General features: G+C 36.9%; 10 protein-coding genes and 1 tRNA gene. 8 read left to right on the forward strand and 3 right to left on the reverse strand.

All coding sequences use genetic code 11. The features are described 5' to 3' along the window. Nucleotides 1–7: 7 nt before the first annotated feature. On the reverse strand, nt 8–1,048 hold the full coding sequence (locus JM84_RS01075; protein WP_144782333.1) for a LacI family DNA-binding transcriptional regulator: 1,041 nt from the start codon (nt 1,046–1,048) through the stop codon (nt 8–10). A 206-nt stretch (nt 1,049–1,254) separates the two neighbouring features. On the opposite strand from JM84_RS01075, the gene JM84_RS01080 reads away from it, so the two are divergent. Genes JM84_RS01080 through JM84_RS01090 form a run of 3 tightly spaced genes read left to right on the forward strand, consistent with a single transcriptional unit; the run spans nt 1,255 to nt 5,124 of the window. Continuing rightward, nucleotides 1,255–2,799, forward strand: coding sequence for a glycoside hydrolase family 32 protein (locus JM84_RS01080; RefSeq protein ID WP_013750925.1), 1,545 nt, complete (start codon nt 1,255–1,257; stop codon nt 2,797–2,799). A 41-nt stretch (nt 2,800–2,840) separates the two neighbouring features. Next, nucleotides 2,841–4,190 carry a sugar porter family MFS transporter gene (locus JM84_RS01085; protein ID WP_013750924.1) on the forward strand — a complete coding sequence of 450 codons (1,350 nt, stop codon included), beginning with the start codon at nt 2,841–2,843 and terminating at the stop codon, nt 4,188–4,190. After that, entirely contained in the window at nt 4,180–5,124 is a 945-nt protein-coding gene (locus tag JM84_RS01090; RefSeq protein WP_013750923.1) for a carbohydrate kinase family protein, read from the forward strand. Before JM84_RS01085 ends, JM84_RS01090 begins: the two co-directional genes overlap by 11 nt. 146 nt (nt 5,125–5,270) lie before the next feature. On the opposite strand, the gene JM84_RS01095 is transcribed toward JM84_RS01090, so the two are convergent. Beyond that, a tRNA-Leu gene (locus JM84_RS01095) sits at nt 5,271–5,352 on the reverse strand. Between the two features lie 178 nt (nt 5,353–5,530). After that, nucleotides 5,531–6,916, reverse strand: a complete 1,386-nt coding sequence (locus JM84_RS01100; protein WP_237699390.1) for a cell wall anchor protein — start codon at nt 6,914–6,916, stop codon at nt 5,531–5,533. Nucleotides 6,917–7,206: 290 nt separating this feature from the next. Here JM84_RS01100 and JM84_RS01105 point away from each other — a divergent pair, with 290 nt between their 5' ends. The 5 genes from JM84_RS01105 (at nt 7,207) to JM84_RS01125 (ending at nt 13,462) form a co-directional block, all read left to right on the forward strand. Then, nucleotides 7,207–8,595 (forward strand): dipeptidase, encoded by a 1,389-nt coding sequence (locus JM84_RS01105; protein WP_013750921.1) that lies wholly within the window; start codon nt 7,207–7,209, stop codon nt 8,593–8,595. A gap of 103 nt (nt 8,596–8,698) precedes the next feature. Then, entirely contained in the window at nt 8,699–9,379 is a 681-nt protein-coding gene (locus JM84_RS01110) for a hypothetical protein (protein ID WP_013750920.1), read from the forward strand. Nucleotides 9,380–9,643: 264 nt separating this feature from the next. Beyond that, on the forward strand, nt 9,644–10,015 hold the full coding sequence (locus JM84_RS01115; protein ID WP_013750919.1) for a BlaI/MecI/CopY family transcriptional regulator: 372 nt from the start codon (nt 9,644–9,646) through the stop codon (nt 10,013–10,015). Then, nucleotides 10,012–12,099 carry a M56 family metallopeptidase gene (locus JM84_RS01120; RefSeq protein ID WP_013750918.1) on the forward strand — a complete coding sequence of 696 codons (2,088 nt, stop codon included), beginning with the start codon at nt 10,012–10,014 and terminating at the stop codon, nt 12,097–12,099. Before JM84_RS01115 ends, JM84_RS01120 begins: the two co-directional genes overlap by 4 nt. Nucleotides 12,100–12,184: 85 nt before the next feature. Next, nucleotides 12,185–13,462 (forward strand): mechanosensitive ion channel family protein, encoded by a 1,278-nt coding sequence (locus tag JM84_RS01125; RefSeq protein WP_013750917.1) that lies wholly within the window; start codon nt 12,185–12,187, stop codon nt 13,460–13,462. Nucleotides 13,463–13,477: the final 15 nt, after the last annotated feature.

Consider the following 13,477-nt stretch of genomic DNA (forward strand, 5'->3'; position numbering starts at 1 on the left):
AGCGATACTATTTAATTCGCTTCGTACTTTCTCGTTCTACAAGACTCGTTTCTATATAAGCCGTTGTGTATTCCTCTATTTCCTCTTCTGGACGTTCTAATTTATTGATAAGAAGCTCTGCTGCCTTGCGTCCCATTTGCTCTCCATGCTGACTTACCGTAGTCAAGCTAGGTACAAAGTGCTTAGACAACTCACCATCTGAGAAGCTCACAATACCAACGTCATTAGGTATTGATTTACCTGCCTCCATGATATATTTTGCAGCAGTTACTGCAAAAATCTCGTTTATGGTAAACACGCCATCTATATCTTTTCCTTTTAAGAAATGCTTGATGCGCGCCATAGTCTTATCGTTAAGATCATCTATTGCGTCTAATTTTAAAATAAGTTCTGTATCTATTTTTATCCCAGCAGACTCAAGCGCTTCTATATAGCCTTTGGTTCTTAGTTTTCCTACTGTTATATAGTCATCTGTAGTGATGATTGCAATCTTTTTACAACCTGTTCTAATAAGATGATTCACACCTAACTTTGCCCCTTCCCTGTCGTCTATGAGTACTTTATCACATGGAATTTCATCTACTACACGATCAAACATTACAACAGGCATTCCTTGATCAATAGCCTCTGTGAGGTGTCTAAAGTCGTCCTTTTGCATTGTTTCTTTTGATAAAGAAAGGATAAATCCATCTGTACTACCATTTGCGAGTAGCTCCATATTAAGGACCTCTTTATCAAAATCATTATTAGAAAGGGTAATAATCACATTGTAATTGTGCTCTCTCGCCATTTGCTCAACTCCACGTATTACAGTGGTAAAAAAGTGATGTACTATTTGCGGTATAATAATCCCGATAGTGCGTGTCTTCCTGTTTTTAAGACTTAACGCGATATTATTAGGCTTATAATTATACAGCTTTGCAAAGGCTTTAATCTTCTGGCGTGTGTCTTCACTTATCTCTGCACTATCACGCAGTGCTTTTGAGACAGTAGAGATAGAAACATCAAGTTCTTTGGCAATTAATTTTAAGGTGAGTTTTCTTTTCATAATGGTATCGTAAAAATAGGCTTACTAAAAGCTATAGTACAATTTAAACAAATCCTTTTGGGTACGAAAACGATGTATTCTTAATAAGTTATTATATTTATTATCAAAATGTAAATTTTTGCCCTATTTTAGGATGGTTTAAATAGCATTTAGATCATTTTAAATTAATCTACTTGTTCAATTTATGTCTAAAAACTAGTCAAAAAATGAAGCAGCTTCTTATCATTCTTGCACTTTTTACTCTTATAGGTTGTAAAGAAAAAACAATACCTGTAGATGAAGTGGCAGTGGTAGAAGACCGCTTTCGCGAAAATTATCGCCCTCAATATCACTTTACTCCACCCACAATGTGGATGAATGACCCCAACGGGCTTTTATACCACAACGGCACTTATCACTTATTTTATCAGCATTACCCAGAAGACATTGTCTGGGGACCTATGCACTGGGGTCACGCCACCTCAAAAGATCTTATCTCTTGGGAGCACAAACCCATTGCCTTGTATCCAGACGAGCTAGGTCTTATCTTTTCTGGTAGCGCTGTGATGGATATACATAACACCTCTGGCTTAGGTACAAAAGATAATCCTCCTATGGTTGCTATTTTTACCTATCACCTTATGGAGGGTGAAAAAGCAGGACGCAAAGATTTTCAAACTCAGGGTATTGCTTATAGTCTAGATGAAGGTGAGACCTGGAAAAAATATAGTGGCAATCCCGTTATAGGTAATGAAGGAAACATCAAAGACTTTAGAGATCCTAAGGTAATGTGGCACGATGACACTCAGAAGTGGGTAATGTCACTTGTCGCTGGCGATCACGCAAAATTTTATAGTAGCCCAAATCTTAAGGACTGGACGCTTATGAGTGAGTTTGGAAAAAACATAGGAGCTCACGGCGGCGTCTGGGAGTGTCCAGATTTGTTTCCGCTTGAGGTTGAGGGAAGCGATGAGACTAAGTGGGTTTTAATTATAAGTATTAATCCTGGTGCTCCTAACGGAGGTTCTGGAACACAGTATTTTATAGGTGATTTTGATGGCACCACATTTACTACCAACCAAAAAGAAATAAAATGGCTAGACTACGGTACAGATAACTATGCAGGCGTCACCTTTAATGGCCTGCCAGATACAGATCGTACGTTTATAGGCTGGATGAGTAACTGGAACTATGCCCGTGACACTCCTACAGAAGCGTGGCGCAGTGCAATGACGCTTTCGCGAAAGCTTACGCTGCATAAAAACAGCTCTAATGGGTTTTATTTGAAAAACTATCCTGTAGCTTCAATAGATGAATATAGTTATGACACGGTAGAACACGACACTATGAAAAATGGAATGTCTCTATCTAGTAAAAATTATAATGAGCAACGACTATATTTTAAAATACCAGGTAATCTAGATGACTTTGAACTCAACTTTTCAAATGTTAACAAGGAATCTCTTAAGCTAAGTTATGATAGCAGTAAGTCTCAATTTATATTAGATCGCACTGATTCTGGCATTACAGACTTTGAGACTTCTTTTGGAGAAAAGCCACACATAGCACCAGCTATAATTGACAATAAGGAAGATGTAGATTTCACAATAATTATGGATGCCTCCTCTATAGAAATATTTATAGATGGTGGAAGTACTGTGTTTACAGATCAAATTTTTCCTACCACGCCATTTACTGCACTCACATTTACAAGTGAGGATGCTACAATCGCAAATTTAAAAGTGAGTAAAATAAAACGAATCTGGAAGTAGTGTACTAGAACATCACCTCTCACGACCATAAAAAAAAGCATATGAAAGAGATTACAAAATGGAGTATTACCGTAGCCCTTGCCGGCTTTTTATTTGGCTTTGATACCGTTGTTATAAGTGGTGCAAACTCCCCTATTAAAGAACTGTGGAACCTATCTCCATTTATGCATGGTACTTTTATCATGAGCATGGCTTTATGGGGAACGGTAGTAGGTTCTTTACTAGGTGGTTTTCCCACCAAAATATTAGGACGTAAAAAAACGCTATTCTGGATTGGTATTTTATTTTTTGTCTCTGCCTTAGGGTGTGCACTTACTCAAGACCCTTATACCTTTTCTGCCTTTCGATTTATAGGAGGCATAGGTGTAGGAGTATCCTCTGTAGCGGCTCCTATTTATATTACAGAAATAAGCTCGGAGTCTAACCGTGGTAAGCTGGGAGGATTATACCAATTTTGGTTAGTTTTTGGTATTCTCATAGCCTTTGTATCAAACTGGTTACTCAAAGGTGTAGATGGTGCAAACGACTGGAGATGGATGCTAGGCGTAGAAGCAATACCTGCGCTTATTTATACGCTTATGGTAATGAAAGTTCCTAACAGTCCGCGATGGTTAGTTTTACAAAAGAAAGACGATGCAGCAGCGATGCTCGTGCTGCAAAAAATATATAATGGAGCCGCTTCTGCACAACAACGACTTGAGGAAATTAAGCTAGACTTACAACAAAAAACAAGTTCAGAAAATCTATTTCAAAAAAAGTACTCACGTATTTTATGGTTAGGATTTCTCATTGCATTTTTTAATCAGTTATCTGGAATCAACTTTGTGCTATACTACGCACCTCAAATTCTAGAACAAGCGGGGCTAGGAGGAGCCGAGTCACTCTTCAATTCCATCTCTATAGGAATTGTAAATCTTATATTCACTTTTATAGGAGTGCGTTTACTGGATAAATTAGGAAGAAAACAACTTATTATTATAGGTTCCATAGGCTACATTATAAGCCTAGTTATGGTAGGTATATGTTTCCAGATGGAGCTAAGCGCTACATTGTTACTTATATTTATCTGCACATTTGTTGCATCACACGCCATAGGTCAAGGAGCTGTAATATGGGTATTTCTCTCAGAAATATACCCAAATCGCGTGCGAGCCTATGGACAATCATGGGGAACAAGTACCCATTGGGTATTTGCTGCTATCATCACACTCGTGACACCATATTTTATAGATGATAAAGAAGGGATCATGAGGGACCATCTTTGGAATATTTATTATTTCTTTGCAGGGATGATGGTACTCCAATTGATATGGGCAATTACATATATGCCAGAAACAAAAGGACGCACCCTTGAAGAACTAGAAAAAGACCTTGTAGACCATGCCAAATAATCCACTTAAAATTGCCTGTTATGGCGAAATCCTCTGGGATACATTTCCAGACAAAAAACATCTAGGTGGCGCTCCACTCAATGTGGCGTTGCGCTTACACTCTTTTGGAGTAGATGTAGCTATGATTTCCACCCTAGGTAATGATGCTTTAGGCAAAGAAGCACTTGCCGAAATTAAAGAGCTTGGGCTAAAAACCAAATATATTCAACGCAATGATAAGCCTACGGGTCAAGTAACCGTTACTCTTGATAAGAAAGGTGTTGCTTCTTACGAAATAGGAGACAATGCTGCTTGGGATAACATTGCATGGACAGAAGATAATGTAGCAGCAGTTACAAATGCAGACGCCTTGATTATAGGGAGTCTCGTTTTTCGCGAAAGCGTAAATCTTGACACTCTGCTACTTGACGCAGAAGAAGAAATTACACCTCCTGTAAATCTTGAAGCAATAGAAGTACTTATAGAACGATCTAAGTTTACGGTTTTTGACTTAAATCTTCGTGCTCCCCATTACGATCTTGAAGTGGTAGTAGGGCTAATGGAAGCGGCAGATATGATAAAGCTCAACGATGAAGAGCTAGAGCTTGTTGTGCTAGCAATGGGTATAGAAGCCGAGACGCTCGAGGATGAGCTTAAAATGCTTAGTGCAATGACAGAGACTCCTACCGTTTGCGTTACGTTAGGTGCAGAGGGAGCGATGTTATTACATAAAGGTGGCATTCACACTCAAATAGGTTTTAAAACTAAAGTGGCAGACACCGTAGGCGCTGGAGATAGTTTTCTAGCAACCTTAGTCTTTGGTTTATTATCTGGAGAAACGGCAGATGATGCACTTGAGGTAGCTTGTGCTATGGGCAGCTTAGTAGCTGGTAAACCTGGTGCAAATCCAACAGTGCATAATGATGAAGTAAATGATCTACTTGATGATATTTAGTAATCACGCTTTCGCGAAAATTTAAATTCAATATATTTCGTAAGTATACAAAACAACAAAGCCGACTTTTCAAAGGTCGGCTTTGTTGTTTTGTGTCTGAAAGTTTATTGCAAAAGAAAACCTCCCAATTTCTTGAGAGGTTTTTGTACGGGCGAGAAGACTCGAACTTCCACACCGTGAGGCACCAGATCCTAAGTCTGGCGTGTCTACCAATTCCACCACGCCCGCATTTCAATACATCGTCACGTAATAACTTCGTAACGGGGTGCAAATATAATACTTTTTTTTCAATCTCAAAATAAATAATTGAAAAAAATAAATTTTATTCTCTCACTCTATAAATAAATTAGGAGTTTTTAAAATTAACATCTTGATTATGAAAACTGTGAAGCGTTATAAACCAACCTTATCGAATTGTCAAATTCTCCGAAAAAACAACAAGCGTATCTGAACCAGTTCCTGTTAATCGTTGAGCATATATTTCTATAAAGTCTCCGCTGTTCATAGTAACAACCGTGTTTATTGACACAGATTGTATTTGTGTATCATTTTCAATAAGTACCAATGCATCAGAGTCATCAACTACCACCCCATTTTTTGCAATAATAAAACTATAGAAGTCATTACCAGCGTTTGTTACACGAATAGATAGAGATGCATTCACTTGAAAATTCCTGACTTTCTTCCCTTCGTAAATTAATCTATTATTTGCCGGGTTTGATCTAAAACGAAATAATTCTGTATTATCGAAAGCTCCATTACCCACAATTGGAACCGCTGAACTAGTGTTTATAGTTTGTGTAAACCCTGTAGTTATTGCCGAAGTACTATAAAAATTGGCTGTAGATTGATCATCAGTCTCTGTGGGAATACCAGAACAGTTTACGTTCCAATCTGTAGTAAAACTAAAATCTGTGTAACTCCCAGCAGTGTATCTTGACACCAACGTTCCGGCACCTACAAAACTCAATCCATTCAAGCTAGCTTCATTAACAATAATTGGGTTAGCACTAACATCTACTCCTACCTCACCCGCGTCTGCCTCTATCCTACCACTTGCAATTTGAAAATTATTAAAGGTTCCTGAAACAGTCGCAAATGTTCCCGTATTTGAAGTCGTCCAAAATACATTGCTCATAAAGAAAGAGTCTATATCAGAAACATTAAATCCATTATTATTATTCACGTATTGTATTATACTAAAAAACACTGTGCCTAATGAACTAAGTGTACCCATGCTGCTTGCACCAGTAAAGACTGAGTTATTCACTACCAAAAGATCAGACCCCGACCCTGTAATATCAAAAATAGGAGCTCCTCCTCCAGAGATAGTTAAATTTCTTATCCTACCAGCTTCTCCTTGAAAAAGTGCTGCCCCTGAACCATTAACCAATATATCCTGAGAAGAATCTACTCCTTCAATATAGGCACCATTCATATTTATAGGAGCACCCAAAACAATTGTTCCATTAATTTCGTAAAGAAAATTTGAATTTAATAAATAAGTAGAACCACCACCAGCAGCAAGCTCTTCTGCCAGATCTGATGCATCCTTAACTAATTTATAATTTACTCTAGAATTATTAATACTTATTCTCTGCCATCCGCTTTCATAATAATAAAAAGATTCCAAAGTAATATCGTAAACTAACAATCCTTGTGCTGGAGTTGATATGGCTAATCTCTGTGTAGAAGTCATTCTTGGTGTCAATACTCCACCTACTTCAGATTGTATATCAAGAACCGCTGATGGATCAGGACTAGTGGTATTGATTCCAACTTGCGCTGTCATATTCAATGTTAAAAAACAGCCCAGCAAAGACAAAATTGTAATTATATATCTCATGATGTTTTTTTTCAAAAATAAATTTTAACACATAAATTAACGTTGTAATTAACATTATAATCGACCAAATGCACAATATTTTAATGTTTTATTTTTAAATGCATTTTTTAATCGATTTGTTACTTGTAATAATCCGCACAAAATGAAGGTTAAAAAAAGAGGAAACTCTGATTTAAAATTTTACTAATTATTACAGAACTTCTCTTATTTGTACTTTTGAAAAAAATTACTATCAAATGAAAAATGCTAAGGATTACATAACAGAACATAAGGATCGATTTTTAAATGAACTTATTGAGTTATTAAAATTACCAAGTGTAAGCGCAGACCCTGCTTTTGCAAAGGCTACAAATGAAACTGCCGAAACTGTAGCTCAGAGTTTACGAGATGCAGGATGTGATACTGTAGAGATATGTGAGACTCCTGGATATCCAATTGTGTATGCAGATAAGATTATAGATAAAAACTTACCTACAGTGCTTGTATATGGTCACTATGATGTACAACCTGCAGATCCTATAGAACTATGGGACTCACCACCATTTGAGCCTGCGATTAAAAAAACAGATAAACATCCAGACGGTGCCATCTTTGCACGTGGGGCTTGTGATGACAAGGGACAAATGTATATGCACGTAAAAGCGCTTGAGTATATGGTTGCAAATGATAGACTTCCTTGTAATGTGAAGTTTATGATAGAAGGTGAAGAAGAAGTAGGAAGCGCAAATCTCGCTTGGTACGTAGAGCGTAACCAAGAAAAACTTGCAAATGATGTCATTCTTATCTCAGATACAGGAATGATTGCAAATGATATTCCATCTATAACTACAGGACTTCGCGGTTTAAGCTATGTAGAAGTAGAAGTTACAGGACCTAATCGTGACCTTCACTCTGGTCTTTATGGTGGTGCTGTAGCAAACCCTATTAATGTCTTATCAAAAATGATTGCTTCACTACATGATGAGAATAATCACATCACTGTAAAAGGTTTTTACGACAAGGTGGAAGAACTTAGTCAACTAGAACGAGATAAAATGGCGGAGGCTCCATTCTCTCTTGAAAATTATAAAAAAGCGCTAGATATAGATGCTGTTTATGGAGAAAAAGGATACACTACAAATGAACGTAACTCTATACGCCCTACCCTTGATGTTAATGGCATTTGGGGTGGTTATACTGGTGAGGGAGCAAAAACAGTAATCGCCAGTAAAGCCTATGCAAAAATATCTATGCGTTTAGTTCCTAACCAAGACTGGCAAGAAATTACAGAACTATTTAAAACGCATTTTGAAGGTATTGCTCCAGCAGGAGTAAATGTTAAGGTAACACCGCATCACGGAGGTCAAGGTTATGTAACACCTATAGATAATGTGGCTTACCAAGCCGCCGAAAAGGCGTATGAGCAAACCTTTGGAAAAACACCTATCCCGCAACGTAGTGGAGGTAGTATTCCTATTGTGGCGCTTTTTGAGAAAGAGCTTAAAAGTAAAACTATCCTTATGGGCTTTGGTCTCGACAGTGATGCGATACACTCACCAAACGAGCATTTTGGTGTATGGAATTACTTAAAAGGAATAGAAACCATCCCTTATTTCTACCAGTATTTTACAGAGATGCATGGGTAGACTCGTAATTACGCATTGCACACAGCGCCCTGTAAAATTCTAAATACCAGGGCGTTTTATATTAACCGGCATAATATTTGATTCTAATTCCAAAAAATTTTCTATGTACAAGGTGACACTCTCTATACTTTTTATGGTCTTCGCAGTGCAGCAAGTAACCCTTGCTCAGACACTCCCTACAAATACAGAGTTTTATAAAAAAAAAGAGCTCAATATTAACCTTGAAGATTTTAATGGGTCAAAATATCTCGACAATGATTTTCAACTAGGAGTAATTAGTGATAACCTCAGCAAAAAAACATTCCAAGCTTACGTAAGATATGATATTCTAAACGATGTATTCGAAATAAAAGAATCATTATCACAATCTGCTACAACATTTTTGAAAAAGGCCTCTGCTACCTCGGTAAAGATTAATAATTCTGAGTTTACTTACGCTTCCTATCTAACCGAAGATAGCTCTAGAAAACTAGGATATATAGAGTCTTTAGGATCGATTCTAGAGGGTACTTTGTATGCGAGGTACGAAGCCGACTTAAGGCTTCCACAAAAGGCAAAAACTACTTTAGAAAAAAATAGAAAAGGAAAAATAACTATAAAGGAGTATTATATGCTAAAAGATGAAAACTCCATAAAACTAATTAAAGTCAATAAAAAATCAATTTTTGATTTGTTTCCTAAAGCACATAATCAACAGCTTAAAGTATTTTTAAAAGAAAATAAAAATAAGGTTCGCAACGCGAGTGAAATCAAAGCTATTATAGATTTCTCAAATAGTCTGTAATTCTAATAACAAACAAAAACAAAGGGTAGTGTTTAATAACTTTAAGCACTACCCTTTATTTATTCGAGTATATTTCAAAAAAACGAAGCCAGACAATAGACAGAAGCCCATCCCTTACTAATATGAACGAGGGTAATTACGCTTTCGCGAAAGCGTAAAAAGACACTATTACAGACACTTATCTTAAGTTATTTTAACTCTACACTTGTAGAATTAAAATATTATTCTACATTTGTAGAGTACATTCTAATACTGTAGAACATTATGGCACTATCCACTTCTGAAGAACAGCTTATGCAATTGCTCTGGAAACAGGAAAAAGCATTTATGAAAGATCTCATAGAAGCATATCCAGATCCAAAGCCAGCGACCACGACAATCGCAACACTACTTAAGCGTATGCAAGACAAGAAGTTTGTAGATTATAAACAATACGGCCGTTCTAGGGAATACTTCCCTCTTGTAAAGAAGACAGACTACTTCTCCAAACACGTAAATGGGCTGATTAAAAATTTCTTTAATGATAGCGCTGGTCAGTTCGCTTCATTCTTTACCCGTGAGACAGATCTCTCACAGCAAGAACTAGAGGAGTTAAAACAAATCATAGATAAGCAACTTAAAGCCAAAAAGAAATGATACTCATCTATCTCTTAAAAAGCGCTTTATGTTTAGGCATCTTATTTGGCTTTTATAAGCTAGCGCTGGAAGGAAAAGCGATGCACCACTTTAAAAGATTTTACCTCCTGGCAAGTCTTGTATTTTCATTTACCATACCACTTATCACCTTTACATACCAAGCAGCAGAAGCACCACAGATTACTCCCATATTTCAAGAATATGTTGAGACGGTTTCCAATCCAAGTCAGGCCGCTCAAGTTACTGATGTAGATTATACAAACACCGTTATCTGGAGTATATATCTTCTAGGTGTATTCATTTTTGGCTTTCGTTTTATTGTAAATCTTGTGCGCTTAAAGCGAAAGATACATCAGGCAGAGCTGCACCCATCATCACACTTCACGCTTGCTTTACTAGAGCAAGTTATGGTGCCGCACTCTTTCCTAAAGTGGATTTTTGTAAACAAACATTCATACACACAAAAGGAAATAGCTCCAGAGGTACTTGCTCACGAGGCAACTCACGTACGCCAAAAGCACTCCCTAGATATTATTGCCATAGAGTTTATAGAGGTCATTTTCTGGTTTAATCCGCTTGTGTGGCTTTATAAAGGTTCTATAAAATTAAACCACGAATTTCTAGCAGATCAATGTGTTATAGTAGATGAAAGTAATATTGCTATATATCAAAACATACTCTTAAGTTATGCAAGCAGTACTCATCACACTGCGCTCGAGAGTCCTTTTAATTATTCATTAACCAAAAAACGAATCGTTATGTTATCACAATCATTTAGTCGTAAAAAAGTAGTGCTGCGCGCATTACTACTCATTCCAGTAGTTACAATTTGCCTACTACTCTTTAATCAAGGAATCATTGCTCAAGAAAAACCTAAAGAGCAAAAGGCACCTCAAACCTCAACCTACGCCACACAGTTTGTAGAAGGAGCTACACGTAATGGTAAAAACGCACTAGTTATAGAAGTGAAAAATGACAGCATCTATGTAAATGGACAATATAGTCCGCTTGACAGCTTTCGCGAAAGCATAGATAATATCACACAAGAGTGGACAAAAGAAGAGTTTGCACAGCCGGTGAGGTCTATGATTTTTAAGGACAACTCAAAAGAGTTTATAAATAAAGCCGAAGCTGTTTTTAGACAAACGCAATTGTATAAGGCAAATAACAGTCTGCGCCTTATTCCTCCGCCACCTCCCGCTCCACCAGCACCAAGAGGAGAGCTTCCTCCGCCACCACCACCGCCATCTCCAGAAGAACATTTACTCAAAATGCATAAACTAGGTAGCCTTTTTATCTATGATGGTAAAGAAGTAACCTATGAAGAAGCTGTACGCCTTGCAAAAGGTGGTGTAACAGAAATTAAAACACCGTATCCATACAGCAACCCACCCAAAACTTTTATAGGAAGCAAGGATAATAATGTGCCACAAAAACCAGCAATTAAAAAAGGAGATACGCTTACAATAACTGTAACTGAAACGGGTCAAAAGGCACTAGCTGTAATGAATAATAACAAGAATGGAACTATTATAGATAAGCTTCCTGAAAATGCAGGAGTTGATGGACGCCAATTAGAAATTTACAATCGCCTCACATCAAAATATAAAAACAAAACTGTTGAACAAATTCCTGCTGCTGATTTAAAAACAATTCAAATTATTTATGATAATATGAATGATGAACAGAAAGATAAAAATCAGCCTCATCCAATAAACCAAAAAAGCAATCATTTTGAAGTTAAAGCAAGTTATGATGAAGATGGTTCTTTATCAAAAAACGTTGAAGAGCACGCCCTAAATGGCGGTACTTTTGAATTTGAAGGAAAAGAAATCTCAAAAGAAGAAGCGATACTTAAATCTAAGGAACCTAATATTACCACGGAGACTTCTACCTTACATAATAAAATGATTATCCATAAGGATCTACTTCAACAAAAAGCACTTTATTACTATAATGACAAGTTACTCTCAGATGATGAGGTGATTGAATTATTTGAAAACCCTCTGTATACTATGCAGCTCATTTCAAGAGGTTCTAACAAAGAGAAACAGTCTTTCAAATTTGTAAAAATCAAAGAATAATTACAAGCTATACTTCGCACAGCTTGTTTCTTAAAACAAAGCCAATAGCAAAGCCATTAATACAGATATATGTAGCTTTGCGGCAATGGATTATAAAAAGGAATTAAGCTGTTTTTTTTACGACTATTTTGTAGTCTGGGGAATATCTGATGATATTGCTAAATATCTGAATGCTCTCGTTTTAGGTGTTCTCCTTGTTATTTTAGTTTTATTAGTTGACAGGCTTTTTCGCAAGGTATTGAGGACCATCGCTTACCGCTTTTCAAAAGGGTCAAAAACTAATTTTGATGATCTTCTTATTGAAAATAGAGTCCCTCGCAGGTTAGCTCATATTTTACCGCTCTATCTCATGTTAGGCTTTATGCCTATCGTATTAGGAGACTTTCCAGAGATTCAACGTTTATTCTCTACCCTACTCACTCTGGTGGGTATTATACTTGCCTTGCGTATCATTCGTGCGTTTCTGCATACTTTACGAGATTATTTTAAAACCGTTCCCGGTCTTAGGGATAAGCCTATAGATAGTTACATTCAAGTCTTCATGATTATCGCATGGATTCTTATGATTTTCTATGCCATAAGTTTACTTACGGATGTTTCTATAGGTGCTGCCTTAGGAACTTTTGGAGCGGCATCTGCTATTATTCTCCTTATTTTTAAGGATACCATTCTTGGTTTTGTAGCTAGTATTCAGGTTGCCATTAATGATATGGTGCGCATAGGTGACTGGATTACTTTTGAAAAATTTGGCGCAGATGGTGATGTGATTGAAATCAATCTTTCTACTGTAAAAGTGCAAAACTTTGACATGACCATTACTACAATCCCTACCTACTCTCTTATTTCAGATTCCTTTAAGAACTGGAGAGGAATGACAGATAGCCCTGGACGTCGTATTAAAAGATCTCTATTAATCAAGCAGGACAGTATCAAATTTTTATCTAATGATGATATAGAGAGACTCAAAAAGATTGGTTTAGTTTCTAGTTATTTGACAAACATGCAAGATAAGCTGGACAGGCTCAATGCAGATGATGATATTGATCGCTCTTTACAAATCAATGGTGTAAACCTTACTAATATAGGGCTCTTCCGTAAGTACATGGAAACTTATATCCAAAATCACAGCGCCATTAACAAGGAGATGCTTCTTATGTGTCGCCAGCTTGCTCCTACTGCTCAGGGTGTTCCTCTCGAGGTGTACTGTTTTAGTAAAGATAAAAAGTGGGAAAATTATGAGTATATCATGGCAGATCTCTTTGATCATTTCCTAGCTGCAGTATCTTATTTTGATTTAGAACTTTTTGAATATCCAAGTGGTGACAACTCTCCAAAATTTATTGACTCTTCAGATTTTGAGTAAGGTACGCTTTCGCGA

This window comes from Dokdonia sp. Hel_I_63 (assembly GCF_007827285.1).
GTDB lineage: Bacteria > Bacteroidota > Bacteroidia > Flavobacteriales > Flavobacteriaceae > Dokdonia.